General features: G+C 70.4%; 23 protein-coding genes and 1 other RNA gene. 8 read left to right on the forward strand and 16 right to left on the reverse strand.

What is annotated here, in order from left to right; all coding sequences use genetic code 11:
• Positions 1 to 12 precede the first annotated feature (12 nt).
• Positions 13 to 1,407, reverse strand: a complete 1,395-nt coding sequence (locus Q0937_RS09185; protein ID WP_299302743.1) for a TIGR01777 family oxidoreductase — start codon at positions 1,405 to 1,407, stop codon at positions 13 to 15.
• 252 nt (positions 1,408 to 1,659) lie between these two features.
• An RNA gene (gene ffs / locus Q0937_RS09190) (signal recognition particle sRNA small type) lies at positions 1,660 to 1,756 on the reverse strand.
• A gap of 303 nt (positions 1,757 to 2,059) precedes the next feature.
• On the opposite strand from ffs, the gene Q0937_RS09195 reads away from it, so the two are divergent.
• Positions 2,060 to 3,631 (forward strand): sodium:alanine symporter family protein, encoded by a 1,572-nt coding sequence (locus Q0937_RS09195; RefSeq protein ID WP_299302746.1) that lies wholly within the window; start codon positions 2,060 to 2,062, stop codon positions 3,629 to 3,631.
• 95 nt (positions 3,632 to 3,726) lie between these two features.
• Here the strand turns inward: Q0937_RS09195 and Q0937_RS09200 are convergent, their stop codons facing one another.
• Positions 3,727 to 4,731: an aldo/keto reductase family protein gene (locus Q0937_RS09200; RefSeq protein ID WP_299302749.1), complete on the reverse strand. Its 1,005-nt coding sequence runs from the start codon at positions 4,729 to 4,731 to the stop codon at positions 3,727 to 3,729.
• Positions 4,732 to 4,940: 209 nt separating this feature from the next.
• On the opposite strand from Q0937_RS09200, the gene Q0937_RS09205 reads away from it, so the two are divergent.
• Positions 4,941 to 5,372: a DUF779 domain-containing protein gene (locus Q0937_RS09205; RefSeq protein WP_299303196.1), complete on the forward strand. Its 432-nt coding sequence runs from the start codon at positions 4,941 to 4,943 to the stop codon at positions 5,370 to 5,372.
• Positions 5,356 to 5,622, forward strand: a complete 267-nt coding sequence (locus Q0937_RS09210; RefSeq protein ID WP_299302752.1) for a hypothetical protein — start codon at positions 5,356 to 5,358, stop codon at positions 5,620 to 5,622. Before Q0937_RS09205 ends, Q0937_RS09210 begins: the two co-directional genes overlap by 17 nt.
• 76 nt (positions 5,623 to 5,698) lie before the next feature.
• Here the strand turns inward: Q0937_RS09210 and Q0937_RS09215 are convergent, their stop codons facing one another.
• Positions 5,699 to 6,538, reverse strand: coding sequence for a hypothetical protein (locus Q0937_RS09215; RefSeq protein ID WP_299302755.1), 840 nt, complete (start codon positions 6,536 to 6,538; stop codon positions 5,699 to 5,701).
• 452 nt (positions 6,539 to 6,990) lie between these two features.
• On the opposite strand from Q0937_RS09215, the gene Q0937_RS09220 reads away from it, so the two are divergent.
• Together Q0937_RS09220 and Q0937_RS09225 are read left to right on the forward strand one after the other, a co-directional pair.
• Positions 6,991 to 7,560, forward strand: a complete 570-nt coding sequence (locus Q0937_RS09220) for a dihydrofolate reductase family protein (protein WP_299302758.1) — start codon at positions 6,991 to 6,993, stop codon at positions 7,558 to 7,560.
• 240 nt (positions 7,561 to 7,800) lie between these two features.
• Positions 7,801 to 9,177 carry an NAD-dependent succinate-semialdehyde dehydrogenase gene (locus Q0937_RS09225; protein ID WP_299302761.1) on the forward strand — a complete coding sequence of 459 codons (1,377 nt, stop codon included), beginning with the start codon at positions 7,801 to 7,803 and terminating at the stop codon, positions 9,175 to 9,177.
• A 47-nt stretch (positions 9,178 to 9,224) separates the two neighbouring features.
• Here Q0937_RS09225 and Q0937_RS09230 read toward each other — a convergent pair whose 3' ends face one another.
• The 8 genes from Q0937_RS09230 to arsB all read right to left on the reverse strand — a co-directional run bounded on the left by Q0937_RS09230 (position 9,225) and on the right by arsB (position 19,128).
• Positions 9,225 to 10,391: an FAD-dependent oxidoreductase gene (locus Q0937_RS09230; protein WP_299302764.1), complete on the reverse strand. Its 1,167-nt coding sequence runs from the start codon at positions 10,389 to 10,391 to the stop codon at positions 9,225 to 9,227.
• Positions 10,392 to 10,590: 199 nt separating this feature from the next.
• Positions 10,591 to 12,594: an ABC transporter ATP-binding protein gene (locus tag Q0937_RS09235; protein ID WP_299303198.1), complete on the reverse strand. Its 2,004-nt coding sequence runs from the start codon at positions 12,592 to 12,594 to the stop codon at positions 10,591 to 10,593.
• Between the two features lie 143 nt (positions 12,595 to 12,737).
• The gene (locus Q0937_RS09240; RefSeq protein ID WP_299302767.1) at positions 12,738 to 14,501 is read right to left on the reverse strand and encodes an ABC transporter ATP-binding protein; all 1,764 of its coding nucleotides are present in this window, start codon (positions 14,499 to 14,501) and stop codon (positions 12,738 to 12,740) included.
• Between the two features lie 410 nt (positions 14,502 to 14,911).
• On the reverse strand, positions 14,912 to 15,613 hold the full coding sequence (locus Q0937_RS09245) for a TrkA family potassium uptake protein (RefSeq protein ID WP_299302770.1): 702 nt from the start codon (positions 15,611 to 15,613) through the stop codon (positions 14,912 to 14,914).
• A complete protein-coding gene (locus tag Q0937_RS09250; protein ID WP_299302773.1) occupies positions 15,606 to 16,967 on the reverse strand; it encodes a TrkH family potassium uptake protein in 1,362 nt (453 codons plus the stop codon). Before Q0937_RS09250 ends, Q0937_RS09245 begins: the two co-directional genes overlap by 8 nt.
• A 162-nt stretch (positions 16,968 to 17,129) precedes the next feature.
• Positions 17,130 to 17,486, reverse strand: coding sequence for an iron chaperone (locus tag Q0937_RS09255; RefSeq protein ID WP_299302775.1), 357 nt, complete (start codon positions 17,484 to 17,486; stop codon positions 17,130 to 17,132).
• A 71-nt stretch (positions 17,487 to 17,557) separates the two neighbouring features.
• A complete protein-coding gene (locus Q0937_RS09260) occupies positions 17,558 to 18,010 on the reverse strand; it encodes a low molecular weight phosphatase family protein (RefSeq protein ID WP_299302778.1) in 453 nt (150 codons plus the stop codon).
• On the reverse strand, positions 18,007 to 19,128 hold the full coding sequence (gene arsB, locus Q0937_RS09265; protein WP_299302781.1) for an ACR3 family arsenite efflux transporter: 1,122 nt from the start codon (positions 19,126 to 19,128) through the stop codon (positions 18,007 to 18,009). Before arsB ends, Q0937_RS09260 begins: the two co-directional genes overlap by 4 nt.
• A gap of 84 nt (positions 19,129 to 19,212) precedes the next feature.
• Between arsB and Q0937_RS09270 the strand changes: the two genes are divergently transcribed.
• Both Q0937_RS09270 and Q0937_RS09275 read left to right on the forward strand, forming a co-directional pair.
• Positions 19,213 to 19,617, forward strand: coding sequence for a helix-turn-helix transcriptional regulator (locus Q0937_RS09270; protein ID WP_299302784.1), 405 nt, complete (start codon positions 19,213 to 19,215; stop codon positions 19,615 to 19,617).
• Between the two features lie 35 nt (positions 19,618 to 19,652).
• Positions 19,653 to 20,066 carry an arsenate reductase ArsC gene (locus Q0937_RS09275; protein WP_299302786.1) on the forward strand — a complete coding sequence of 138 codons (414 nt, stop codon included), beginning with the start codon at positions 19,653 to 19,655 and terminating at the stop codon, positions 20,064 to 20,066.
• 140 nt (positions 20,067 to 20,206) lie between these two features.
• Here Q0937_RS09275 and Q0937_RS09280 read toward each other — a convergent pair whose 3' ends face one another.
• Entirely contained in the window at positions 20,207 to 20,905 is a 699-nt protein-coding gene (locus Q0937_RS09280) for an LrgB family protein (protein ID WP_299302788.1), read from the reverse strand.
• Complete coding sequence (locus Q0937_RS09285; protein WP_299302791.1) at positions 20,902 to 21,399, reverse strand: CidA/LrgA family protein; 498 nt, start codon at positions 21,397 to 21,399, stop codon at positions 20,902 to 20,904. The genes Q0937_RS09280 and Q0937_RS09285 overlap by 4 nt, the downstream gene beginning before the upstream one ends.
• Positions 21,400 to 21,780: 381 nt before the next feature.
• On the opposite strand from Q0937_RS09285, the gene Q0937_RS09290 reads away from it, so the two are divergent.
• Positions 21,781 to 22,428 carry a hypothetical protein gene (locus Q0937_RS09290; RefSeq protein WP_299302794.1) on the forward strand — a complete coding sequence of 216 codons (648 nt, stop codon included), beginning with the start codon at positions 21,781 to 21,783 and terminating at the stop codon, positions 22,426 to 22,428.
• Positions 22,429 to 22,571: 143 nt separating this feature from the next.
• On the opposite strand, the gene Q0937_RS09295 is transcribed toward Q0937_RS09290, so the two are convergent.
• Both Q0937_RS09295 and Q0937_RS09300 read right to left on the reverse strand, forming a co-directional pair.
• Positions 22,572 to 24,155, reverse strand: coding sequence for an AbgT family transporter (locus tag Q0937_RS09295; protein WP_299302797.1), 1,584 nt, complete (start codon positions 24,153 to 24,155; stop codon positions 22,572 to 22,574).
• 146 nt (positions 24,156 to 24,301) lie between these two features.
• A complete protein-coding gene (locus tag Q0937_RS09300; protein ID WP_299302800.1) occupies positions 24,302 to 25,672 on the reverse strand; it encodes a M20 family metallopeptidase in 1,371 nt (456 codons plus the stop codon).
• Positions 25,673 to 25,719: the final 47 nt, after the last annotated feature.

Here is a 25,719-nt window from a genome sequence, read left to right on the forward strand (position 1 = left end):
GCTGCTCCGCGCTCACCTCCGCAGCACGTGGCGCAGCGCCTCCTCGAGGGTGCGGTGCGCGGGCTCGAAACCGCTCGCCCGCAGTCTCGCGTCGGAGACGTTCTGATCGGTGCGGATCAGCTCGTCCGCTGCCGGGCCACCGAGCACCAGGCGGGGTCCTGACGGGGGCACCGGCAGCAGCGAGGGCCGGTGCAGCACCGTCCCGAGGGTGCGGGCGAACTCCCTGGCGCTCACCGGCTGCGGCCCGACCCCGTTGACCGGTCCGTGCAGCTCGGCGCTGAGCGCGGCGTGCGCGAAGCTGCGCACGATGTCATCCAGCGAGATCCACGAGGTCATCGCGTCCCCGTCGGTGAGCCTGCCGCCCGCCCCGGCCAGGAACAGCGGCAGCTGGGGCAGCAGCGGGCCACCGCCGTCGCTCAGCGCGATCCCGGTGCGCACGTGCGCGACCCGCACCCCGGCCTCCGCGGCCGCGTGGGTCGAGCGCTCCCAGTCCCGGACCAGATCCGCGAGGAACCCCTCGCCGCCGGGGTCCGCCTCGGTGAGCAGCTCGTGGGGACGGCGCGGGCCGTAGAGCCCGATCGCGGAGGCCTGGACGAGCGCCGCAGGGCCCTCGCGCATCCCGGCGAGGGTGCGGGAGATCAGCGTCGTGCCGTTCACCCGTGAGTCGCGGATCTCGCGGCGGGTCGTCGGGGTCCAGCGGGTCGCGATCGAGCGGCCGGCGAGATTGACGACCACGTCCACGCCTTCGAGGTCGGCCGGATCCAGCGCCCCGGACTTCGGGTCCCAGGAGATCTCTCCCGGGCCCACCTGGTTCTCGCGGACCATCCGGCGCACCGTGTGCCCACCGGTCTCCAGCAGCGCCGCGAGCTGGGTGCCGATCAGGCCGGAGGAGCCGGTGATCGCGATCGTGCGGCGCGGGGTGTCGACGAAACGGGCGTGGAAGTCGAGGTCGTCGTGCAGCTGGCGGGCACGGAAGGCGAGCAGGCGGCGAATCTGCGACTCGGCGAGCGGGGTCAGACGCTCGAGCCTGCGCGGGAGCTCGAGCTCGATGCTGTCGTGGAGCGCGGTGGCGCTGCCGCCGGCAGCGTCGGCGGTGCCGGCGTCGGCCTCGATGCGGTGCTCGTGACGCCAGGTGCGCCAGGGCCCGCGGACCTGCTGGTCCACGAAACGGCCCTGCGGGTCATGCTCGAGATGGCGCAGGATCCAATGCGGGCGCAGTGCGGTGGGCAGCGCCGACGGGCCGAGACGCACCCCGACGAGCCGGCCGACCTGCACCCCTCCGGCGTCCGGCGCATCGGCCGAGGCGAGCCCGGGCGGGGTGAGCCGCACCAGGGCGCCGGGGCGGTCATGCCAGGCGAGAACCTCGGACGGCGGGTGCGCAACCCGGTGGACGGTCTCGACCCTCATAGCGTTTCCTGACCTCGACGAACGGGTCCCCTCACGGTACGCATCGCGGGACTGCGAGGGAAGGGGCCGCGGGCTCGCATCGGCCGCTCGCGGCGCGAATACGCCTCCGATGCGCAGCACCATCCTGGCCACCGTGAGCCACAGCGTCCAGGGGGTGAGGTCCAGCAGCCAGGCGACCCCCGGGTCCGGGGCCCGTGGTGGGGCGATCTCCCGCAGGGAACCGGGGGCCGAGGACGGCACCGCCTCCGGGCAGAGAAGGACCCCTCGTGCACCTGCCAGAGCTCACCTGCCCTTGCTGCCGTCAAGCCCTGGGGGAGTTCAGCAAGATGACACCGCACGAGGGGTCGCAATAAGTGTAACGGCTCTCCAGCCCCGATTTCGAGTCCCTGCTGAGCGACTCCGGTCACGACGCGCCGGAAGGGGCGGCGAGGTGTCATCCCACCGACTCCCCTCGGCGCCGCACGACAGCTCCACCTGGACGACTACAAGCACCCGGAATACGAGTTGCATAACGACCCGGCCACGGGAGGCTGAAAGAACCCTCAGAGCCCTGGGTGTCCGGTATGTTCCATCCAGCACTAAGAGGTGACTGCAGTCACCCCTGCACGCGACGCCAAGGGTGCCGTCGCTTCCCCTATTCCCAGGAGCCCTCATGATCGCCGAAATGATCAACGGCGCGAACAACCTGATCTGGTCCATCCCCCTGATCGGGCTCTGTCTTCTCGCCGGCCTCTACTTCACCATCCGCACCGGCCTCCTCCAGGTGCGCAACATCCCCGACATGCTCGCCCAGCTGAAGAAGGGCGAGACCTCCCCGGACGGCACCTCGTCGTTCCAGTCGCTGATGATGTCGCTCGCCGGCCGCGTCGGCATGGGCAACATCGGTGGCGTCGCCACCGCCATCGCCTTCGGCGGCCCCGGCGCCGTGTTCTGGATGTGGGCCTCCGCCTTCCTCGGCGCAGCCACCTCGTTCATCGAGTGCACCCTCGGCCAGATCTACAAGGAGAAGGACCGCGACACCGGCGAGTACCGCGGCGGTCCGGCGTATTACTTCGAGAAGGCCTACAAGCACAAGGCCCCGGGCCTGTCGCTGTTCTACGGGATCCTGTTCTCGATCGTCACCATCCTCGCGATGAGCTTCTTCCTGCCGGGCGTGCAGGCCAACGGCATGGCTTCCGCGATCGACAACGCCTGGGGCATCCCCACCTGGGTGACCGCCATCGGTCTGGTGATCGGCCTGGGCTTCATCGTCATCGGCGGCGTCAAGCGCATCGCCCACTTCGCGGCGTTCGTGGTGCCGGCCATGGCGATCCTCTACATCATCATCGCGCTCGTGGTGCTGTTCATGAACTTCACCGAGATCCCCCGCGTGTTCGGGCTGATCTTCTCCAGCGCGTTCGGCGTCCAGCCGATCTTCGGCGCGATCGTCGGTCTCGCCATCAAGTGGGGCGTCCAGCGCGGCATCTACTCCAACGAGGCCGGCCAGGGCACCGGCCCGCACGCCGCGGCCGCCGCCGAAGTGTCCCACCCCGCCAAGCAGGGCTTCGCGCAGTCGTTCTCGGTGTACATCGACACCCTGTTCGTGTGCTCAGCGACCGCGTTCATCATCATCTCCACCGGCATGTTCAACACCTTCTCGAACGAGGAGTGGGCCGACGGCACCTCTCCGGTGATCGGCAGCGGCACCGCCGAGATGAGCACCAGCGTCGAGCCCGGCCCGGGCTTCGTGCAGAACGGCCTCGACTCGATCTTCCCGGGCCTCGGACCGTCGTTCATCGCCGTCGCGCTGGGGTTCTTCGTGTTCACCACCATCGTGGCCTACTACTACATGGCCGAGGTGAACCTCAACTACCTCACCCGCAAGATGAAGAACCGCGTGCTCGCCCGCGGGATGCTCCGTCTGCTGCAGGCCCTGGTGCTCGTCTCCGTGGCCTACGGAGCCGTCACCAGCGCCGGTGCGGCGTGGGGCCTGGGCGATATCGGCGTGGGCTCGATGGCCTGGCTGAACATCGTCGGCATCCTGGTCATCCAGGGCCCCGCCCTGAAGGCGCTCAAGGACTACCGCGAACAGAAGAAGGCAGGCCTGGACCCGCAGTTCGATCCGCGCAAGCTCGGCATCCAGGGCGCCACGTTCTGGGAGATGCGGGCCGACGGCCACGCCCTCCAGGGCAAGACCGGCGAGGAGCTGCCGCCCGCGCAGCTGGGGATCGACACCAAGAGCTGATCCCTCGACACGCACCGCAGCGAAAGCCGAAGGGCCGGACCGTCATCGCGACGGACCGGCCCTTCGGTCATTGCACCATCGTTCCGGCCGACAGCTCAGCTCAGCCGCGCCCCGGGCGCCTGGGTCAGCGCCGCGTCGGTCTCGGGGATCTCGCCGAGCACCTCGTCGATGCGGGCCTTGACGTCGGCATCGAGCGTGATCCCCACAGCCTTGACGTTCTCGGTGACCTGCTCGGGCCGCGAGGCGCCGATGATCGCGCCGGCCACGTTGTCGTTGCTGAGCACCCAGGCCACGGCGAGCTGCGCCGGGGTGAGGCCGAGCTCCTCCGCGATCGGGAGCAGGCCCTGCACCGCGGTGAGCACCTCGTCGTTCAGGAAGCGCTTGATCATGTCGGCGCCGCCCTTCTCGTCGCGGGCGCGCGACCCCTCGGGCGCCGGGGTGCCGGGCTTGTACTTGCCGGTGAGGATGCCCTGGGCGACAGGGGACCACACGATCTGGGAGATGCCGAGCTCACGCGAGGTGGGGACCACGCGCTCCTCGATCACGCGCCACAGCATCGAGTACTGGGGCTGGTTGGAGACCAGCTGGATGCCGAGCTCGCGGGCCAGCTGATGGCCGGCGCGCAGCTGGTCGGCGTTCCACTCGGACACCCCGATGTACAGCGCCTTGCCGGAATGGACGACGTCGGCGAAGGCCTGCATCGTCTCCTCGAGCGGGGTCGCGACGTCATAGCGGTGTGCCTGGTAGAGGTCCACATAGTCGGTCTGCAGGCGGCGCAGCGAGGCGTCGATCGACTCGCGGATGTGCTTGCGGGACAGGCCGGTGTCGTTGTGCCCCTTGGGACCGGTGGGGAAGTACACCTTGGTGAAGATCTCGAGCGACTCGCGACGCTCACCCTTCAGCGCCTCGCCGAGGACCACCTCCGCGGCGGTGTTCGCATAGGTGTCGGCGGTGTCGAAGGTGCTGATCCCGGCGTCGAGCGCGGCGCGCACGCAGGCGCGGGCACGGTCGTCCTCCACCTGGGAGGCATGGGTGAGCCAGTTCCCGTAGATGATCTCGCTGATCTTGAGGCCGGAGCGGCCGAGGTGACGATGTTCCATGCGGAAACCCTATGGCCGCAGAGGAGGTCTATCGTGGTGAGCCACGACACATTCCCATCGGCCCCTCGAGCGAAGGACTCGCCATGACCGACCTCTCCGCCTCCGCTCCCCCGCAGTTCACCCGCACCGCGGCCCCGCCCGGCCCGCAGGCGGGCCAGCCGCCCGCGCCGCCGCTGCCCGAGCCGTCCGCCTCGGACGACGTCCTCGAGATGGCGCCGACGGTCGAGGACGAGGACTTCTCCCGCGTCGCGTTCACGGGCGCGGCGGTCGCGCAGATCCAGCGCCTGATCGACCGCAACGGGCCGCTGATGTTCCACCAGTCCGGCGGCTGCTGCGACGGGTCCTCGCCCATGTGCTTCCCCGAAGGCGACTTCCTCACCGGGGACGCCGACGTGAAGATGGGGCACGTCGAGGTGCCGCTGCCGGACGGCACCACCAGCCCGCTGGACTTCTGGATGAGTCGCGAGCAGTTCGCCTACTGGCGCCACACCCACCTCACGATCGACCTCGTGGACGGCCGCGGCGGCGGCTTCAGCCTCGAGACACCCGACGGGAAGAGATTCCTGACCCGGTCGCGGATGCTCGAGAACCGAGAAGCAGCAGGAGCAGGAGCAGGAGGCGCAGATGACACCGCCGGATGACCTCACCGCCGGGGGAACCCTGCCCCCGCCGAGCGAGCCTCCGCTGACCCCGCCCGGGTATCCGCCCACGGACCCTCCCACCGAGCCGCCGACGCAGCCGCCGGGCGCCCCGCCCACCGGTCCCCCGATGCCGATCCCGGGCCGTCCGCCCGAGCCGAGCCCCGAACCGGCCCCGGAGCCGCTGCCCCAGCCCGAGCAGCCTCCGCCGGTCGATCCGCCGCCCGACGCGCCGCCCTCGACGCCGTTCTGAGGGGCGGGTCTGCCGGACGGGACCCAGCCGGACGGGACCCAGCCGGACGGGACCCAACGGCCGAGGGGAAAGGCACTCACATCGGCACGTTCGCAGCGACCGCGCAGGCGAGCAGCCATTGCCGGGGTCCCGTCTCGGCCGCGCGGGCGACGACCTCATGCCCGACCTCGTCCTCGAGCTCAGCCAGCTCCAGCACCCAGCGCCGCGCGATCTCGTCCTCGGGCTCTCGCCTGGGACCTGCCCCGGTCCCCGCCACGGTCGGGATCTCCCGCTCGAGATCTCGCGCGTCGCGGTGCGAGGATCGGACCCCCTCGTACCAGGCGGCGAGGGGTGCGTCGCGAGTGCGCAGCACGAGCAGCCCGACGGCGAGCAGGTGGCCCACCGCGGCGACCGCCCACACCCCCGCCGCGGAGACGCCGTCAAGCTCCCCGACCTGCCCGCTCTGCAGCAGGAGGACCAGGCCGGCGAGCCCCGTGAGCACCGCTCCGGCACCGCTGATCCACCAGCCCGCGGCCGGGGCGCGGCGCGGGGAGGGCACGCACAGCGCCGCGAGCAGCTGGAGACCCGCGACGGCGATCAGCAGGATCGGCGAGACCTCGAGGAACAGCGCGAGATCCGGGCGCTCGCGGAATTTGCTGGGCAGCAGGAACGAGGCCGCGGCTATCGCACCCAGGAAGACCGCCCCGAGCACCACCCACCACAGGACGACGTGAAGACGCCGCCAGGGAGAGCGCACCAGGGCGTCCGCGGAGCGCAGCGCCGCGAGTCCGTGCGCGTCCATCAGCGCTCTGCGCCGGCTGCTCAGTGCACTCGTCCGCTGCCTCCACCGCTCATCGTGACCGTCGAGCGCACGCTTCGCCGCCTCGGCGACACGGCCGTGCTGGCGGGCACCGCCGACCGAGAGATCGGCTCCCACCTTCACGATCCTGACCTCACAGTCACAGTCCCGTCCTCACCGTCGCACAGCCCCGTCCCCACCGTCCCGTCGCCGGCGAGGTCCGCGTCGCAGGATCGCACGAACCTCCCGTCCGACGGGACGCGAGCTCATTGACTACAGTCGTCCCCCCTATCCTCTCGGGCCTCCCTGCCCTCACCGACCCCGCGCTCTTCGGACCGGAGCGCACTCCCCCGCTCGCCCGCTGATGCGGCCGCGACGGCTCGCCGCGCGCCATGGACGAGGGCGAGACCGACGAGCGTGAGGATCGCGCAGGCGAGGACTATGCTGCGCTGGCCGAGCAGAGGGAGGGCGCCGAAGGCGATCACGGTGGCTCCTCACGTCGCAGAAATCCCTGGAGCGGCCGACAGCTCCTGCCGTACCGTCGCCCCCACGGCAGGCGCGAGGGTCGCGCGCCGGGAAGGAGCCCGACGATGCGTGAGCTCGTGTACTACGTGGCCGTGAGCCTGGACGGATACATCGCCGGACCAGAGGAGCAGTTCGACGACTTCCTCGTCGAGGGTGACCACATGGCGGGGATCAACGACGAGTTCGCCGACGCGATCCCCACTGATATCGCAGCCCACCTCGGCATCGCCCAGCACGGCGACCGGTTCGGCGCCGTGGTGATGGGGGCGAACACACATGCCGTCGGGTTGCCCGCGATGCCGAGCCCGTATCGACATCTCGAACAGGTCGTGTTCACCCACCGGTCGCTCGAGCCCGGGGAGAACCTCACCATCACCGATGCCGAACCCGTCCAGGTGGTGCGGGGGTTGAAGCAGCGGCCGGGAGCCGACATCTGGCTGTGCGGGGGCGCGAACCTCGCCACCCAGCTGCGCGGCGAGATCGACCGCCTGGTGCTGAAGCGGCAGCCGCTGCTGTTCGGCGGAGGGATCCCGCTGTTCGCCCCCGGGGACTACGCCCCGCTTCGCTGGGACCACGTGCGCACCCGCAGCTTCGAGAGCGGTGTGAACGTGACTGAGTACGTGCGCCGACGCTGACCTGGACCCGGCGACCCCTCCCAGGGCCATCACACCGATGTTCCTGAGCAGGCAGATGTCACAGATCCGGCACGGCCGGTGTCTCCGGGTGTGATCCGCCGTCCAGGTGACGGCGCGAGTGCAGAGGGCCAGGCCACGGCGTGAGCACAGAGGGCGGAGGGCAGACACTCCCGTCGCGCTCCTTCAACCGGTCGGAAGGCCCAGCTTTACAGATCCGCACGTCGGGACGAGGGTGGAAGGATGGCTGAATACACCACGACCAACCCGACCACGGGACGGACCGACAAGGAATTCACCACGCTGGACAGCGCGGAGGTCGAGCGCGTTCTCGATCGCTCCCATGCCGCCTTCGCCGACTGGCGCGCCACGTCGACGCAGGAGCGCGCCTCGCTCCTGGAGCGGGTCGCCGACGCCTACGCCGAACGCTCGCGGGAACTGGGCGAACTGATCGCCGTCGAGATGGGCAAGCCGCTGCAGCAGGCCATCGGCGAGGCCGAGCTGGCGGGCTCGATCTACCGCTGGTACGCCGACCACGGGCCGGAGCTGCTACAGCCCGAGCAGCTGGATCCGCAGGGCGCGCAGGAATCACGGGTGCAGACCGAGCCGATCGGTCCTCTCGTCGGAGTGATGCCCTGGAACTACCCCTATTACCAGGTGGCGCGCTTCGTCGCCCCGAACCTGATGGTGGGCAACACGATCATCCTGAAGCACGCGGAGATCTGCGCCGGCTCCTCGGAGGTCATGGCGCAGATCCTCCATGACGCCGGGGTGCCCCGCGATGCCTACGCCAACGTCTTCGCCTCCCACGACCAGATCGCCGACATGATCGCCGACCCGCGGGTGCGAGGGGTGTCGCTCACCGGCAGCGAGAAGGCGGGTGCGGCGGTCGCGGAGACCGCCGGCAAGCACCTGAAGAAGTCGGTGCTGGAGCTCGGCGGGTCCGACCCGCTCATCGTGCTCGACGATGGCGACCTCGAGCAGGTCGCCCGGACCGTCGCCACCGCCCGGCTGTCGAATGCGGGACAGGCCTGCAACTCCCCGAAGCGCATCATCGTGCCCACGGCTCGTCTCGAGGCGTTCGTCGCGACCATCGTCGAGAGCTTCGAGTCCGCGACCCTCGGCGATCCGTTGGACGAGGACGTCGACGTCGGCCCGCTCTCCTCGGTCGGTGCGCGCGACGGCGTCGTCGAACAGGTTCGACGCGCCGTCCAGCAGGGCGCGACGCTCCATACCGGCGGGCAGGCGCTCGACCGCGACGGGGCCTTCATGCAGCCCGCCGTGCTCACCGGGGTCACCGAGGACATGGACGCCTATGCCGAGGAGATCTTCGGCCCGGTGGCTGTGATTTACGGTGTCGACTCGGAGGACGAGGCCGTGACGCTGGCCAACGACGTCGACTTCGGGCTGAGCGGGTCCGTCTGGAGCACCGATCTCGAGCGCGCCCAGGCAGTCGCCGATCGCCTCGACGTCGGGATGGCGTACATCAACGAGCACGGGACCACCTTGCCCGGCCTGCCCTTCGGCGGCGTGAAGCGCTCCGGCTTCGGCCGTGAGCTCGGCCGGTGGGGCATGGGAGAGTTCGTCAACGTCCGGCTGCGGCGCACCTCGGCCGCCTGATCCCCGGCCGTCGTCGCCTGCAGCCGGGAGGGCCGACCCGCCCGGCCTCAGGCGGCGATGAAGGTCCGCGTCACCAGGCGGCTCACGCCCGGCAGGCCGAGCGTGCGACGGCCGATCTGCTGCAGCCTCAGCTGCGCGGGGCTGGACGGAGTGAAGAACGAGGCGCTGCGCCGCCCCGAACGCTGCACCTTCTCGACCGTCGGCCGCCACCGTCGCTCGTACTCCGCCAGCCCCGCTTCGACGTGCGGGCCCGTCGCGCGCAGGCTCCGGGCCAGCGCCTCCGCTCCGGCGATCGCGACCGAGGTGCCCTGGCCCGCCAGCAGGGACGGGGCATGCGCGGCGTCCCCGGCCAGCGCAATCCGGCCACGGCTCCAGCGCGGCGCGATCGCCTGGGCGACGAGGTCGTCGTAGAAGCTCTCCGGGGCATGGGCCAGGGCCCGGTCCACCTGCGGGTGCAGCCCCGTGAAGTCCCGCTGGAGCCGTTCCCGGTCCGGCTCGGGACGCTTCGTGCCCGCGGCGCCCTCGACGCGCTCGGCGAGCATCACGCCGACCCGGGTGTCGTCGGCCGCATACGCCCAGCCCACGCGGCGCACGGTATCGGTCATCAGCATCCGCTCCCCCAGTTCGGCGGCGAGTTCCGGGTCCTCGTAGAGGTAGCTCGCGACCCGGTAGCCCATCGGCACGATCGCCCCGTGACCGGGTGAGACCTGCTCCCGCACCGGGGAGCGCACACCGTCACAGGCCACCACCAGATCGGAGTCCAGGATGGTGCCATCCGCGAGCTCGACCACGGCGCGGCGGGCACGGGCCGCGCCCTCGAGCCCGGCATCGCGCACCGCCACGACCTGCGCGCCGTAGCGCAGATCCACCGAAGCCGGCAGCACCGCGAGCAGCCCCAGCTCCACCTCAGGACGCAGGATCGAGAAGTAGCGGCCGCCCGCCGCCTGGACCAGGGGGCCGACGTCGATGCGGCCGGAGTCCACTCCGTCAGGCGTCCCGTAGCGCACGCCCTCGAACTCATGGCCCCGGGAGCGGAGCTCCTCGAGGATGCCCATCCGCTCCGCGGCGTAGAAGCCGGGGCCGAAGAAGTCGATCATGTAGCCGCCGCCGCGCGGGCCCGGGGAAGATTCCAGCACGGTGACATCGTGGTCGGGGGCGAGTTCGTGGGCGAGGGCGAGGCCGGCGATGCCGCCCCCGATGATCGTGACGTCCATGGCCCGACGCTACCCGCTGGGCCAGCACCCGCCCTCCCCAGCCAGCCCAAGACTATTGCGCCGGTGACGACTCATGCGCGGGTCACCATCGGTCCTCACGGTCACAAATTCTGACCGTCTCCGGGCTGACGCCGGGTGGCGCCGGGCTCGCACCGGGTGGCGCAAGGTCGGCACCGGGCGGCACGGGGGCGGCGCCGGGCTAGGCTCCGGCCGCCGGCAGCTCCCCGGTCTCAGCAGGTGCCGCCCCCGCACCGTCCCGCGTCGCGGCGACCTCGGGGATCGCACCGGTGACGGTCATGGATTCCTCGACCACCGCGTCGTCCGCATCAGGGTCCGTGCCCGCAGCGAACTGCGACCAGTAGAGCCGGTGATAGGCGCCCTCGGCCTCGAGCAGCGCGTCGTGGGAGCCCTGCTCGACGATGTCGCCGTGCTCCATCACCAGGATCACGTCCGCGTCACGGATGGTGGAGAGACGGTGGGCGATCACGAAGGAGGTGCGGTCGCTGCGTAGCGCCGCCATCGCCTCCTGCACGAGCACCTCGGTGCGGGTGTCCACGGAGGAGGTGGCCTCGTCGAGGATCAGCAGTGCAGGGTCGGCGAGGAAGGCGCGGGCGATGGTGATCAGCTGCCGCTCACCGGCGGAGACATTGGCGCCCTCGTCCTCGATGAGGGTGTCGTAGCCGTCGGGGAGGGTGTGCACGAAGCGGTCCACGAAGGTCGCGGTCGCGGCGGCGGCCACCTCCTCGTCGGTCGCCTCGAGCCGGCCGTAGCGGATGTTCTCGCGGATGGTGCCGCCGAAGAGCACCGCGTCCTGCAGCACCATGCCCACGCGACTGCGCACTGCGCCGCGGTCCAGGGCGCGGATGTCCACGCCGTCCAGGCGGATCTGCCCGCCGTCGATCTCGTAGAACCGCATGATGAGGTTCACCAGCGTGGTCTTGCCGGCGCCGGTGGGGCCGACGATCGCGATCGTCTGGCCGGGTTCTGCGACCAGCGACAGGTCGCTGATCAGTGACGTCTCCGGGGTGTAGGAGAAGGCGACGTGATCGAACTCGATGCGTCCGCGGGTGGGACCGGTGAACTCGGCGCGCTCGATGCGCTCCCCGCGCCCCTCGCGGTCCGTCTCCCCGTCGGTGTTCGCCGCGCCTGCGGTGATCTCCCCGTCGGCCTCCTGCTCCTCCGCATCCAGCAGCTCGAAGATCCGCTCGGCGGAGGCGACGCCGGAGATGAGCATGTTCGCCATCCCCGCCACCTCGCCCAGCGGCGAGTTGAACTCGCGGGAGTACTGAATGAAGGCGGTGACCTGGCCGAGCGACATCTGGCCCGCGGCGATCCGCAGGCCGCCCACCACGGCGATGCCGACGTAGCCGAGGTAGGTCACCCACTGCATGATCGGCATGATCATGCCGGAGTAGAACTGGGCCTTGAACGAGGCTTCCCACAGCTCCTCGTTGCGCGTATCGAACTGCTCGCGCATCGAGTCCTGCCGGTCGAAGACGGTCACCAGGTCGTGGCCGGTGAAGGACTCCTCGACGTGCCCGTTCAAGCGCCCGGTGTTGCGCCACTGCGCCGTGAACAGCTTCTGGGACTTCGCCCCGATGACGCCGATGACCACGGCGGAGATCGGCAGCGCGATCAGGGCGATGAGCGCCAGCTGCCAGGAGAGCCAGAACATCATGATGGTGATGCCGACGATGGTCAGCACCGCGTAGACCAGGGATGCGAAGGCCTGCTGGAGGGCGGACTGGACGTTGTCGACGTCGTTGGTGGTGCGGGAGAGCAGGTCGCCGCGCTGGCGGGTGTCGAAGTAGGACAGCGGCAGACGGTTGACCTTCGTCTCGATCTTCTCGCGCAGCACGTAGACGATCTTCATGACCACGTCGTTCAGCAGTCGGCCCTGCAACCAGTCGAACAGCGCGGCGACCAGGTACATGCCCAGGACGATCAGCAGGAGGCGCCCGAGAACGTCGAAGGCGACTCCCTCACCGCTGAGGAAGCCATCGAAGATGACGTCCATCGCGTCGCCCAGGATGCTCGGCGCCCAGACGGTGAGCACCGTGGAGATCAGGCCGAAGCCCAGCACCACGGCGAGGCCGAGCTTGTGGTCCCTGAAGGTGCCGGCGAGCCGCAGCGCCGAGGGCCAGAAGGCCTTCGCCTTGCGGGGCGCCGATTCACCCCACTCGCTGGTCATGGAGTCCTGCATCTCGAGGATCTCGGACTCGGTGAGGTCGGCCAGCTCCGCGGCGGGCGCGCCGGACTTCTTCGCACCGGACTTCTCCGCACCGGACTTCTTCGCGTTGGACCTCTTCGCGCCGGTCTTCTCCGCGGCGCTCTTCCTCTTCGCGTTCATGCCGTCGCCTCCGCGGTGATCTGGGAATCGACGATCTCCCGGTAGGTCTGCGAGCTGACCAGCAGCTCCTCATGGGTGCCGCGGCCCACCACTGCGCCCTCCTCGAGCACCAGGATCTGGTCCGCGGAGGTGATGGTGGAGATGCGCTGGGCGACGATGATCGTGGTCGCGCCCTGGGTGTTCCGCGCAAGGCCCTCTCGCACCTTGGCGTCGGTGGTGACGTCGAGCGCCGAGAAGGAGTCGTCGAAGACGTACACCCGCGGTGCGGCGACCAGGGTGCGGGCGATGCACAGGCGCTGGCGCTGTCCGCCGGAGACGTTGGTGCCGCCCTGGGAGACGGTCGACTCCAGGCCGGTCGCCGCGCTCTCCCCCTCGCCGGTGCTGCGGTCCTTGACGAACTCGGTGCCCTGGGCGACCTCGAGCGCGCGCCACAGCTGGTCGTCGTCGGCCGTCGGATCCCCGAAGCGGAGGTTGTGCGCGATGGTGCCGGAGAACAGATAGGGCTTCTGGGGCACGAGGCCCACCACGCGGGAGATCGTGGCGCGGGCCAGGTCGGTGACGGGGACGCCGTCCAGCAGCACCTGGCCGCTGGTCGCGTCGTGCAGGCGCGGGATGAGGCTGACCAGGGTGGTCTTGCCCGAGCCCGTGGAGCCGATGATGGCGGTGGTCCTCCCGGCCTCGGCGGTGAAGGAGACTCCGTCGAGCACGGGCGAATCGGCGCCGGGATAGGCGAAGGTGACGTCGCGGAACTCCACGGTGGCGCCGCCCCCGGCTGCCTCGAGGGCGACGGGCTGCGCGGGCTCGGCGAGGGTCGGGGTGGTCTCCAGGACCTCACCGATGCGCCTGCCGCTGATGATCGCGCGCGGGAACATCATGAACATGAAGGTGCCCATCATGACCGCCATCAGGATCTGCAGCAGGTACTGCATGAAGGCGGTCAGCGCGCCCACCTCCACCAGGCCCGCATCCACGCGGTGGCCGCCGAACCAGAGCACCGCAGCGGTCGCGAGGTGGAGCACGACGGTGATGGCCGGGCCCATGATCACGAACAGGCGGCCGATCCGCACCGAGGTGTCGGTGAGGGTGGCGTTCGCGCTCTCGAAGCGGGCGGTCTCGTGCTGCTCGCGCACGAAGGCGCGCACCACGCGGATGCCCATGATCTGCTCACGCATCACGGAGTTGATCGAGTCGATGTTGTCCTGCATCCGCTGGAACAGCGGCATCAGCTCCTTGACCAGGAAGCCCACGATCACCATCAGCAACGGCACGGACACCCACACCAGCCAGGACAGCCCCGGATCCTCCTGGATCGCCATGACGATCCCGCCGATGGACATGATCGGCACCATCACCATGAAGTTCAGGGTCATCAGCACCAGCATCTGCACCTGCTGGACGTCGTTGGTGGCGCGGGTGATCAGGGTGGGCGCGCCGTAGCGGCCCATCTCCTCGGTCGAGAAGCGGTCCACGCGCGTGTAGATGGAGCGGCGGATGTCCCGGCCCATCCCCATCGAGACCCGTGCCCCGAACCAGACCGAGGTGATCGCGGTGATCACCTGCACCATCGCGACGATCAGCATCACACCGCCGACGCGCCAGATGTAGTCGGTATCGCCCGTGGCGACACCGTTGTCGATGATGTCGGCGTTGAGGCTGGGCAGGTAGAGCGTCGCGAGCACGGTCGCGAGCTGGAGGACGGCGACGGCGACCACATGCGGCAGGTAGGGCCGGATGTGGCGCCGGATCAGGGTCCAGAGCATGGGGTGGTCTCCCGAGGCAGGATGGAACGGCCCGGCCGACGGGGTGAGCGGCCAGGGTAGCGAGCGAAGACTACGACAGCGGGAGGACAGATTCTGTCCTCGCACCTCGGCGCCGGATCCGGTGGCGATCCCGCGCCCGGTCGATCCTCGTGCGCGCGGACCCTCCCGCGCATCCCCTTTTGGTCGGAGATCTCTTGGTCGGTGATCCCGGGGCACGGCGCCCGACCAGGGTGCGTGACGTCCACGCCGTCGGAGCCACCCTCCACGGTCGGCGTCGCCCCTGGGGCCCGGAAGCCGCCCCGCGGCGCGGAGGGGGCCGATGCCACTTCTCGCCCCTCTCGCTCACCAGGTGACCCGGAGGAAAGTGTCCTCACGAAGCGCTGTGCGGCACCTTTCCTACGCCTCGGTGCTCAGGACATCGCCCGGCTGAACCTCTCCGCCTGCTTCGTGGGGCCGGTGACCAGGATGGTGTCCCCCTCCTGCAGCACCGTGTCCTGGGTGGCGGGCTGCCAGGTGCCGCCCGCAGGCTTCACGGAGGTGACGGTCACGCCGTAGCGGCGGCGGATGCCGCTGTCGCCGAGCCGGGTCCTGGCGAGCTCGGGGCTCAGCGCGGTCTTGACCATCGCGAAGTCGGTGTCGATCTCGATGAAGTCCTGCATCGTGCCCAGCACGATGTGGGCGACCCGGCGACCCATGTCCTTCTCTGGATAGATGACGTGCGAGATGCCGAGCTGTTCGAGGATCAGACCGTGCGGATCGCTCACGGCCTTCGCCCAGATCTTGCGGATGTTGAAGCGCAGCAGCAGCGACGTGACGAGGATGCTGGCCTGGATGTCGCTGCCGATCGCGATGACGACCCGGTCGAACTCGGGGAGGGAGAGCTGACGCAGCACCTCCTCCTGGGTGGCGTCGGCATGGACGACGTGCGTGAGCCTGCCGTTGAGCGACTGGACGATGTCCTCGCGCGCATCGATGCCGAGCACCTCGGCGCCCTCGTCCATGAGCTCGAGGGCGAGGGACTGCCCGAAGCGGCCGAGGCCGATGACCGCGACGGACCTGTCGGAGGTCGGGCCGGCGGAGAGACTGCTGCGGAAGAGTCTGTGCTTAGCCAATGATCGGCCTTTCCTTGGGGAGGTCGTAGAGGAGCGTGCGGCGGCGGAGGGCGAGCCCGGTGGCGACGGTGATCGGGCCCAGACGGCCGACGAACATGAGTGCCACGAGGACCAGCTGCGCGCCGACGGGGAGTCTCGCGGTGATCCCCGTGGACAGGCCCACGGTCGCGAACGCGGAGACCACCTCGAACATGATCTCGTCGAGGGAGAAGTCGGTCATGAGCATGATCGCGACGGTGGAGGCGACCACGAGGCCGACCGCCATCACGATGACCGTGATCGCCTGGCGATGCACCGCCCGCGAGAGCCGCTTGCCGAAGATCGTGACGGCTCCGGCGCCCCGCAGCTCGCCGAGCATGAGGAAGAACAGCACGGCGAAGGTGGTGACCTTGATGCCGCCCGCGGTGCCGGCGGGGCCGCCGCCGATGAACATCAGCAGGTCCATGCCCAGCCAGGTCGCCGGGTCCATGGCGGAGGTGTCGATGGTGTTGAATCCGGCGGTCCGGGTCTGGGCGGACATCGCGAAGCCGTTGAGGATCCGCAGGTGAGGGGGCATCCCGCCGAGGGTCGCCGGGTTCGTCCACTCGAGCGCGGTGATGTGGACGGTGCCGAGCACGAGCAGCAGCGGTGTCGCCGAGAGCACGATCCGGGTGTTCATCGTCCACAGCCGGACGGTGCCGGAGTGCTTCCACAGCTGCATGAGCACGGGGAAGCCGAGCCCGCCGAGCACCGTCGCGCCGCTCGTGGTCAGGAGCACCACGGGGTCGTCGGAGAAGGACATGAGGCTGTCGCTGTAGAGCGCGAAGCCGGCGTTGTTGAAGGAGGAGATCGAGTGGAAAACCCCGAGCCACAGCGCCCGGCCCCACGTCTCGCCGTAGGTGAGCGCGAAGCGCAGGGTGAGGATCACCGCTGCGATCGCCTCGATGAGCAGCGAGATCCGCACGACGCTCATCACGAGGCTGCGCACATCCTCGATGCCGAAGCTCTTGACCTCTGCGGCGGCGGTGAGCTTCGAACGCAGGGACAGCTTGCGGACCACGGCGATGCCCACCACGGAGGCGAAGGTCATCACCCCGAGGCCGCCGAGCTGGATCAGCGCGAGGATCACGACCTGCCCGAAGGTGGTCCAGAAGACGGGGGTGTCGACCACGATCAGTCCCGTCACGCACAGCGCGGAGACCGCCGTGAACAGCGCCTCCATCACCGCGGCACCGCCGGGTCCGGTGGAGGCGGCCGGATGCATCAGCAGCAGCGTCCCCAGGACGGCGCTGAGGGCGAAGGCCAGGAAGACGGTTCGCGTGGGTCGCGGTCGTCGGTCGACGGAGCGAGGCTGGATCAGCCCGAGTGGTGGCACGCGCGGAATGCTACGCCTGCCCGTGGTGGTCCGATGCCCGCGGCGATCAGGAGATCACCGCGACTGGTCTGGACCGTGCGCCACCTGGTGCACTCCTGGACTTTCTCCGGTACCCGGCTCGCGCGCCACCTGCTGCTGCCGTGACGGGCACGGCCCAGGGCGTCAGACTCCGGCGGCCTTCCTCGAGGTCCGCGCGAGCTTCTCGACGAGGCCGTCGGAGATCGGGTTCCTCGCGGTGAAGGTGATGCCGGTCTTCGTCGTCTTCAGCCCAGCGGCGGCGATCTCCTCCGCGTGCTCCGCGATCGCCGCGGGCTGGACGTACAGCCCGCACTGCCGGGTGAACGCCGCGTAGCCCGCGACGATCGTGCCGTCGATCCGGAAGCCCGGCATGCTGTAGGCCACGACCTCGTCCGCGTCAGGCAGGGTGCGGGCCAGCGTCGCGCGCAGCCCCTCCAGCAGGGGTCGGAACGCCTCGTGCGCCTCCCCGATGTAGCTGTCGTGGTCGGATGTCGCCGTCATGGGTGCCTCGCCTCCGCACGCTCCCCTGTCCGCCGTGTCGCGCGGGAGCGTCGCCAGCGTACGCCGGGCGCTCAGCCCTCGTCGGCCGTGAGCTCCGCGAGCAGCTCCTGCACCCGTCGGTCGATGTCGTCGCGCACCAGGCGCATGCGCTCCACGCCCCCGATGCCGCGCTCGGAGGGCTCGTCGGTGACCCAGGTGGTGATGGTCCCTGCCATCCCGGGGACGGGCTCGACCACGGCCTCCTCGCCGAGCACCACGACCCGGTCCACCCGGGCCAGCAGCGCGGGGTCGATCGGCTTGGTGACAGCGGAGGACATGTTCGCGCCGACCTCGGCGATGACCTCGGCCGAGAGCGCATTGACCGCACTGCCCGGCTTCGTGCCGGCGGAGTGGACCTCGACAGCGCCGGCCGCGCGGGCCTCCATCAGAGCCGCGGCCATCTGGGACTTGCCACCGTTCTTCACGCAGACGAACAGGACGGACGGGGTGGCGAGCGAGGACTGGGAGGGATGCGGAGTGCTCATGCGGAGACCTGCTCTGGAGAACGGACGGAGGATGTGGGGACGGTGGGGTCGCTGGGGAACAGTCGCGGGCCCAGCCACAGCGAGACGTAGACCAGGCCGACCAGCACCGGAACCTCGATCAGCGGGCCGACGACCCCGGCGAGCGCCTGGCCGGAGGTGACGCCGAAGGTGCCGATCGCGACGGCGATGGCGAGCTCGAAGTTGTTGCCGGAGGCGGTGAAGGCGACGGTGGTCGACTTCGCGTAGTTCAGTCCGACAGCGCGCGCGGCCAGCAGCGCGACCAGGAACATGACCACGAAGTAGGCCAGCAGCGGCAGGGCGATCCGGGCCACGTCCCAGGGGCTGGAGGTGATCGCCTCGCCCTGCAGGGCGAACAGCAGCACGATCGTGAACAGCAGGCCGTACAGGGCGAAGGGGCCGATGCGGGGCAGGAAGCGGTTCTCGTACCAGTCGCGGCCCTTGGCCCGCTCCCCGAGGGTGCGCGTGAGGAAGCCGGCCAGCAGCGGTATCCCGAGGAACACCAGCACGGAGAGCACGATCGCGCCCACGGAGAACTCCGCAGAGGTCACGGGCAGGCCCAGCCAGGCGGGCAGCACCTGCAGGTAGAACCAGCCCAGCGCACCGAAGGCGAGAACCTGGAAGACGGAGTTGATCGCGACCAGCACGGCCGCGGCCTCGCGGTCACCGCAGGCGAGGTCGTTCCAGATGAACACCATCGCGATGCAGCGGGCGAGGCCGACGATGATCAGCCCGGTGCGGTACTCGGGCAGGTCCGCGAGCAGCAGCCAGGCCAGGGCGAACATGAGCGCGGGGCCGACGATCCAGTTCAGCGCCAGGGACAGGACCATCAGCTTCCGGTCGGCGGTCACACGACGGGTCTCGTCGTAGCGGACCTTCGCCAGGACCGGGTACATCATCACCAGCAGCCCGATCGCGATGGGCACGGAGATCCCGGCGACGGACATGCTCTCGAGCGCCTGGTTCAGGCCGGGCACCAGTCGCCCGAGCGCCAGGCCCAGGATCATGGCCACGATGATCCAGACCGGCAGGAACCGGTCCAGGACCGACATCTCCCCGGCGACACGGGTCGGCGCGCTGGGTGCGGTGGTCGTCGTCATGACGAGGCCTACCTCTTCCTATAGACGGATATCGATGCGAACGCTAGCCTGATATATAGACGTTCGTCAATGTAAGGTGTACCCATGTCCTCCACCACGTCCTCCCGTCCGGTGAGCATCACGATCCGCAGCACCGCCCCGAGCGACCCGTCGTGCGAGCCGGGTTCGTCGGCCGCCCTCGACTGCTGCGCGCTCGGCGCCGGCCCGATCGACGTGGCGGAGGCGGAGCACCTGGCCGTGCGGCTGAAGGCGCTCTCGGACCCGACCCGGCTGCAGCTGCTCTCCCACGTGGCGACGCGCGGCTGCGGGGATGTGTGCGCCTGTGATCTCACCGAGCCGCTGGGCATCTCGCAGCCCACCGTCAGCCATCACATGAAGAAGCTGGTCGAAGCCGGGCTGCTCACCCGCGAGCAGAAGGGCCGCTGGGCGCACTACTCGGTCGTCCCGTCGGCCTTCGCGGAGCTGCGCGCCTTCCTGGACCTGTCCTGACCCGCCGCACCGCCCACCACCACCCAGGAGACCCCATGCCCGATCGCCCCAGCGTCCTGTTCGTCTGCGTCCACAACGCCGGCCGCTCGCAGATGGCCGCCGGCTGGCTGCGCCACCTCGCGGGCGACCGCATCGAGGTGCGCTCGGCCGGCTCCGCCCCCGCCGATTCGATCAATCCCTCCGCGGTCGAGGCGATGGCCGAGGAGGGCGTGGACATCACCTCCGCGACCCCGAAGGTCCTCACGCGCGACGCGGTCCAGCAGTCCGATGTCGTGATCACCATGGGATGCGGCGACGCCTGCCCGATCTTCACCGGCAAGCGCTACGAGGACTGGGAGCTGCCCGACCCCGCCGGCCAGGGCGTCGAGGCGGTGCGCCCCATCCGCGATGACATCCGCGGCCGCGTCGAGGAGCTCATCGCGAGCCTCGAGGTCGAGCAGATCCGATGACGAGCGCCCCATAGGGCGCGCCGTCCCGAGACCTCAGGCGATGCCGGACCTCGGACCGACTGGGCGGGCGAGGCGGGGCGGAACGCGACAGGACGGTGGCGGGCGGACCAGAGCTGGCCCGACCAACGGAGTGCCGACGCTCAGCCCGTCACCACCGCCGCCACGATCGGCAGCACGATGGTCATGACCAGGGCGTTGAGCACCATGGCGGCACTGGACCAGCCACCGGCCACGGAGGACTCGTCGAGCACACGCGAGGTGCCGATGCCGTGGGAGGTCAGGCCCACGGCGAAGCCGCGCGCCCGCTCGTCCCGCACCCGCGCGAGGGTCAGCAGCGCCGGACCGAAGGCCGCGCCGAGCACGCCCGAGACCATGGTGAGCACCACCGCGAGCGGCACCGAGGCCTGCAGCGACTCGGCGATGGACAACCCGACGGGCGAGGTCACCGAGCGGGGCAGCGCGGCGAGCAGCACATCGTCCCCGGCGCCGAAGAGCGTGAGCACCCCGACGGTGATGGCGATGCTGAGCACTCCCCCGGCGACCAGGGCCGCGGTCACGGCCGGTGCCGAGCTGGTCAGCGCCCGTCCGTTGCGCAGCAGCGGCAGGGCGAGGGCGACGGTGGCGGGCCCGAGCAGCATCGTCAGCAGGCTCACCTGCTCGAGGTAGACCGCGTACGGCAGGCCGGTGATGAGCAGGACCGTCGCGACGATCGCGGTGGTGACCAGCACCGGGGAGAGAACTCCGGGCCGGCCGAGCCGGTGGTACAGCCAGTACGCCCCCAGATAGGCGCCGAGGGTCAGGGCGAGCCCGAAGACGGGCAGGTGGATGAGGGTGCTCATGCGGGCGACCCCCCGGGCTGCGGGGCGGTGCCCGGCCCGGTCGAGTCGCTCGGCCCGGTCGAGTCGCTCGGCCCGGTCGAGTCGCTCGGCCCGTCGGGCGCGCCGGCATCCCCCCGTCGGCGACCCTGCCTGCGCAGCAGCGCCTGCAGCACCATCCCGGAGATGATCAGCGGCACCAGGAACGAGCCGCCGACGGCGAGCGCGAGCGGCAGGGCGTTCTCGGCGAGGGACTGCAGCTCGAGCACGATCCCGACGCTGGGCGGGACGAACAGCAGCTGCAGGTGAGCGAGCAGCGGGGTGGCGGCCGGTTCGGCGGCGCGGACCACGGCGCGCGTGGGCCGCAGGATCCCGAGCAGCACGAGCAGCACGATCCCGAGGACCACCCCGGGCACGGGCAGGCCGAGCAGGGCCGACGCGGCCAGGCCCACCATCTGCGCGAGCAGCAGGACCACGAGGCCGAGCAGCACAGGAGGCAGGAGAGCGGCGCGTGACATCCCGGCCAGGGTAGCCCGCGCCGTCCCGTCTGATCTGCGTTGACCACGGCCGAGGCAGCGTCGCGGTTCCCTTCTCCGCGGTAGCCCGGGTCACAACGACTAGCGCAATGAGCGACCTCACGTCGGCCGTCGCACCTCTGACGCTGATGCCTGGCTGACCAGCGAGCGGAGGCCGGAGCAGCTGGGCAGCCGGGCGCTCGTCGGCCCGCCGGGCAGGAGTGGAGGATCACGCCGGACTTGCCGCGACGGGCCCGTCTGTCACAGCGTGAAGGTCCCTCGACGGATGCGGGACGCGGCCCGCAGAGCTCCGGGGCGCCGTCCATGACCATCGCTCGAGGTGCCCCTGCACCTGTCCCTCTCGCACCCTCGGAGGTCTCCGGCGTGACCAGCCCCCTGCACTCCACCCTCAGCCGACGCGCCGCGCTGCGCGGCCTCGGCGTCGTCGGCCTCACGGCCGCTGCCGGCCTGTTCGCCTCCTCGCGGGCCCACGCCGACAGCGACCTCGTGGTCGTCGATCAGATGGGCACGGGCCCCTGGGACGCGGAGAACTGCGGACCGACGTCGGCCGTGATCGCCATGGTCGCCGCCGGTCGGCCGGTCGAGCACTACGTCTCCGGGTCGGAGGGCGCCGCGGAGGGCGGCAATGCCCGCGCCGTCCTGGAGATGCGCGCCCGCTGCGGGCTGTCGCCGTGGGACGACCCGGAGACCAAGAACGTCGACTACGTCGGCGCCTACCTCGAGGATCTCGAGAGGGGGATCCGGGACGCGGACGGCACCGCCACGCATTCCCAGTTCAAGGAGGGGATGGAGGCCGCTGCGCACGGCTCCGTCGTGATCCTGCACGTCCATCACGGCAGGCTGCTCGGCGAGGACGCGGACTACGGCCACTTCGTGGTCGCCCAGGGCCAGGACGAGGAGGGGAACCTCCTGGTCTCCGATCCGGGACGAGCCCAGAGCATCGGCATCACCGGATACTCGCGCGAACGCCTGCTCGAGGCCCAGCAGGGCGACGCCACGATCGTCAGCTGATCTCCCTCCCGTCCTCCGGCAGCGAGAACGACATCCGGGCCACTTTGCGTCGCCGATCCTGCACCGATTCGCGATCTCGGTGAGCAACCCCACGCTCCGGGGGCGAAGCGGGGGAGATGGCCGAGCCAGTCGACCCCGACCGCTCACTCCATGAAGATGCCGTTGCCCGGCCCCAGGGGCAGGTCGAAGAAGAAGAACACGGCCAGGATCGCCGTCCACACGAGCCAGAACGGGATCACGAACGGGAGCATGCGCGCCATCAGCGTGCCCAGGCCCGCGGCCGGCTCGTACTTCCGCAGCATGCCCAGCAGCACGATCATGTACGGGTTCATCGGGGTGATGACCTGGGTGGCGGAGTCGCCCACCCGGAACGCGGCCTGGGTGAAGGCGGGCTCGTAGCCGATGAGCGCGAACATCGGCACGAACACGGCGCCCATGATCGCCCACATGCCCGAGCCGGAGATGATGAACAGGTTCAGCACGCTGGCCAGCAGGATGAACCCGAGCACCGCGCCGAAGCCGGTGAGGCCCGCGTTCTCGAGGCCCGCCGCGCCGGTGACCGCGATCCAGGTGCCGATCCCCGACCAGTTGAACAGGGAGATGAAGTTGCCCAGGATGAAGGCCAGCACGATGAACGGCAGCATCTCCTTGAGGGCGTCGGACATCATCTGCACGGCGTCACGGGTGCTCCGCAGGGTGCCGACGATGACGCCGTAGGCGGTGCCGACCACCATGAAGTACGCGACCACGATGAACACGATCGAGCTCAGCAGCGGGGACTTCGGCAGGAAGCCGCCCTCCTCGTTCCGCCACGCGGAACCGGCCGGCAGCACGGCCACCAGGATCAGCGCGGTGAGCACGACACCGGCGAGCACCGCGACCAGCAGACCCTTGTTCTCCTTCGGGGTAAGGGCGGCGCGCATGTGCTCAGCGCTGTCCGAGGGGTCCTCGGCGCCCTCGACGGCGACCTCGTCGACCGGGACGTTCTGGCGCTTCAGCCGCGGCTCGATCAGCTTGTCGATGATGAAGCCCGCGACGAAGCCCAGGATGATCGAGGCGACGATGTTGAAGAACCAGTTCGACACCGGGTTGACAGCGGTGAACTCGAACCCGGGCAGCGCCTCCATCACCGAGGTGGTGATACCGGCGAACAGGGCGTCCAGCGAGGTGGGGAAGATGTTGGTGGAGTAGCCGGCGCCGGCGGCGGCGAAGCCGCCGAGCAGGCCTGCCACGGGGTGTCGGCCCGCTGCTTTGAACACCAACGCCGCGAGCGGCGGGACCACCACGAAGGCGGAGTCGGCCATGATCGAGGAGACCACGCCCACGAAGCCCACCACGTACGGGAGCATCCACGCGGGCGAGGAGCCGAACAGCTTGCGGATCCCGGCGGCCAGCAGGCCCGAGTGCTGGGCGATGCCGATCGCGAGCAGGATCGGCATCACGGTGACCAGCGGCGGGAACCCGATGTAATTGATGCCGAGGTTGGTGGTCAGCCAGGCCATGCCCTCACCGGTGAACAGGCCCCTGATCACGGTGGGCTCGTCCGAGCCGGGCACGGAGACGACCACCCCGGCGAGCTCCATCCCGGTGGAGACCAGTCCGGTGATCACGAACAGGACGATGAACAGCATGAACGGCTCGGGCAGCTTGTTGCCCGCCCATTCCACCCAGTTCAGGGCCCGATCGGTGAAGCCGCTCTTGGTCGGCGTGGTCTGTGCTGCGCTCATGATGGCTCCAGTCGGGTGGGTTCAGTGGCGGCTGCCGGTGGGCTTGTCGGTGCGCGGCCGTGCGGGGCGGGGAGGTGTGGGGTGAGGATGTGCGGGGTGGGGGCGTGCGGTCAGTGGACGTGCGGTGGCCAGAGGACGTGCAGCGGTCAGTCGAAGAAGCCCGGGACATCGATCGCTCCGCCGGCAGCCTCGAACTCCGCAGCAATCGCGGCGGCGAGCGCCGGGTCGTGGAGGGCATCGAGCACGGTCGCGGCGAGGCCGTAGGCCCCGTCGGCCGCGGCGGTGCGAGCGTCCTCGGACACCGCCGCCGAGGCGAATTCCCGGGTGTGGAGCGCGACCTCGGGCGGGGCGATGCGGATGACCGGGTGGATGCCGGGGATCCGGTAGCTGACGTTGCCGAAATCGGTGGAGGCCGCGAGTGAGGGCGAGACGACGCCGTGGGGCAGCGGGTCCCGGCCGCGGCGGCGCTGGGCCTGCACCCAGCGGCCGGTCAGCGCCTCGTTGGTGCGCACCGGCAGCGAGGGCGGGTGCTCGTCCCAGCGGATCGTGAGGCCGACGCCGGCCATCAGGGCTGCCCCGCGCGCCACCTCCTCGACGCGCTGCGAGAGGTCCCTGAGCGTCTCGGGGCGCTGGGAGCGCACGTACAGGTCGAGCCGCGCGTGGTCCGGCACGACGCTCGCCCGTTCGCCGCCCTCACGGATCACGGCGTGGATGCGGTCCGTGGGCGGGGTCTGCTGGCGCATCAGTCCGATGCCCTGGTACATCAGGCTCGCGGCGTCCAGCGCGTTGCGCCCCATGTACGGCTGGGCGGAGGCATGGGCGGTGTGCCCGTGGAACTCGACGGTGAGGGTCCGACGGCCCAGCCAGGTCTGATCGGCCAGGTCGTAGCCGTAGGGATGGGCCATGACCGCGGCGTCCAGCCCCTCGAAGGCACCCTCGCGCGCCATGTACTCCTTGCCGGTGTGGCCCTCCTCGGCGGGGGTCCCCAGGAACACCACCCGCCCCGGAACGGCCGACGCGTCCGCCGTCGCGAGCGCGGCGAGCGCCAGGAACGCGCCCAGGCCCATCACGGCGATGACGTTGTGGCCGCAGCCGTGGCCGACGCCCGGCAGCGCGTCGTACTCGGAGAGGATCGCGAAGATCGGCGCATCGTCGTCCTCGGAGCCCGCGCCGCGGATCTCCGCACGGATCGCGGTGTCCAGGCCGTGCACGCCCACCTGGGCGTCGATCCCGTGGGCGGCGAGGACGTCGGCGATGGCGCGGGCGGAACGGTGCTCCTCGAAGGCGACCTCGGGGTGCTCGGCGAGGTCGAGCATCAGCGCGACCATCTCGGCGGCGTCGGCCCCCACCTGCGCCTCGAGACGCTCGTGGAGCGCGGGCGAGGCGCCATCGAAGGCGGAGCCCGGGTGGGCCGAGGTGCGCATCGCCGTCTCGCGCTCCTCATCGAGCTGGCGGAGGTAGGCCGTGGAGACCTCGGTGTGCTGGGCGCCGGAACGCGCTGTCGGCTCGGTCGTCATGCCGGTCACGGTAAAGCACCCACCGGCGTTCGGGCACGAGGTTCCAC

Source organism: uncultured Brachybacterium sp. (assembly GCF_947500705.1).
In the GTDB taxonomy this organism is placed as follows: domain Bacteria; phylum Actinomycetota; class Actinomycetes; order Actinomycetales; family Dermabacteraceae; genus Brachybacterium.

What these genes read in the sequence shown, in the direction of transcription:
- Q0937_RS09300 (WP_299302800.1), bottom strand. Translation starts at nt 25,672, where the DNA reads ATGACGACCGAGCCGACAGCGCGTTCCGGCGCCCAGCACACCGAGGTC.
- Q0937_RS09210 (WP_299302752.1), top strand. Translation starts at nt 5,356, where the DNA reads ATGACACCGCCGGATGACCTCACCGCCGGGGGAACCCTGCCCCCGCCG.
- Q0937_RS09220 (WP_299302758.1), top strand. Translation starts at nt 6,991, where the DNA reads ATGCGTGAGCTCGTGTACTACGTGGCCGTGAGCCTGGACGGATACATC.
- Q0937_RS09235 (WP_299303198.1), bottom strand. Translation starts at nt 12,594, where the DNA reads ATGCAGGACTCCATGACCAGCGAGTGGGGTGAATCGGCGCCCCGCAAG.
- arsB (WP_299302781.1), bottom strand. Translation starts at nt 19,128, where the DNA reads ATGACGACGACCACCGCACCCAGCGCGCCGACCCGTGTCGCCGGGGAG.
- Q0937_RS09185 (WP_299302743.1), bottom strand. Translation starts at nt 1,407, where the DNA reads ATGAGGGTCGAGACCGTCCACCGGGTTGCGCACCCGCCGTCCGAGGTT.
- Q0937_RS09260 (WP_299302778.1), bottom strand. Translation starts at nt 18,010, where the DNA reads ATGAGCACTCCGCATCCCTCCCAGTCCTCGCTCGCCACCCCGTCCGTC.
- Q0937_RS09240 (WP_299302767.1), bottom strand. Translation starts at nt 14,501, where the DNA reads ATGCTCTGGACCCTGATCCGGCGCCACATCCGGCCCTACCTGCCGCAT.
- Q0937_RS09225 (WP_299302761.1), top strand. Translation starts at nt 7,801, where the DNA reads ATGGCTGAATACACCACGACCAACCCGACCACGGGACGGACCGACAAG.
- Q0937_RS09195 (WP_299302746.1), top strand. Translation starts at nt 2,060, where the DNA reads ATGATCGCCGAAATGATCAACGGCGCGAACAACCTGATCTGGTCCATC.
- Q0937_RS09230 (WP_299302764.1), bottom strand. Translation starts at nt 10,391, where the DNA reads ATGGACGTCACGATCATCGGGGGCGGCATCGCCGGCCTCGCCCTCGCC.
- Q0937_RS09280 (WP_299302788.1), bottom strand. Translation starts at nt 20,905, where the DNA reads ATGAGCACCCTCATCCACCTGCCCGTCTTCGGGCTCGCCCTGACCCTC.
- Q0937_RS09275 (WP_299302786.1), top strand. Translation starts at nt 19,653, where the DNA reads ATGCCCGATCGCCCCAGCGTCCTGTTCGTCTGCGTCCACAACGCCGGC.
- Q0937_RS09285 (WP_299302791.1), bottom strand. Translation starts at nt 21,399, where the DNA reads ATGTCACGCGCCGCTCTCCTGCCTCCTGTGCTGCTCGGCCTCGTGGTC.
- Q0937_RS09295 (WP_299302797.1), bottom strand. Translation starts at nt 24,155, where the DNA reads ATGAGCGCAGCACAGACCACGCCGACCAAGAGCGGCTTCACCGATCGG.
- Q0937_RS09255 (WP_299302775.1), bottom strand. Translation starts at nt 17,486, where the DNA reads ATGACGGCGACATCCGACCACGACAGCTACATCGGGGAGGCGCACGAG.
- Q0937_RS09200 (WP_299302749.1), bottom strand. Translation starts at nt 4,731, where the DNA reads ATGGAACATCGTCACCTCGGCCGCTCCGGCCTCAAGATCAGCGAGATC.
- Q0937_RS09205 (WP_299303196.1), top strand. Translation starts at nt 4,941, where the DNA reads ATGGCGCCGACGGTCGAGGACGAGGACTTCTCCCGCGTCGCGTTCACG.
- Q0937_RS09270 (WP_299302784.1), top strand. Translation starts at nt 19,213, where the DNA reads ATGTCCTCCACCACGTCCTCCCGTCCGGTGAGCATCACGATCCGCAGC.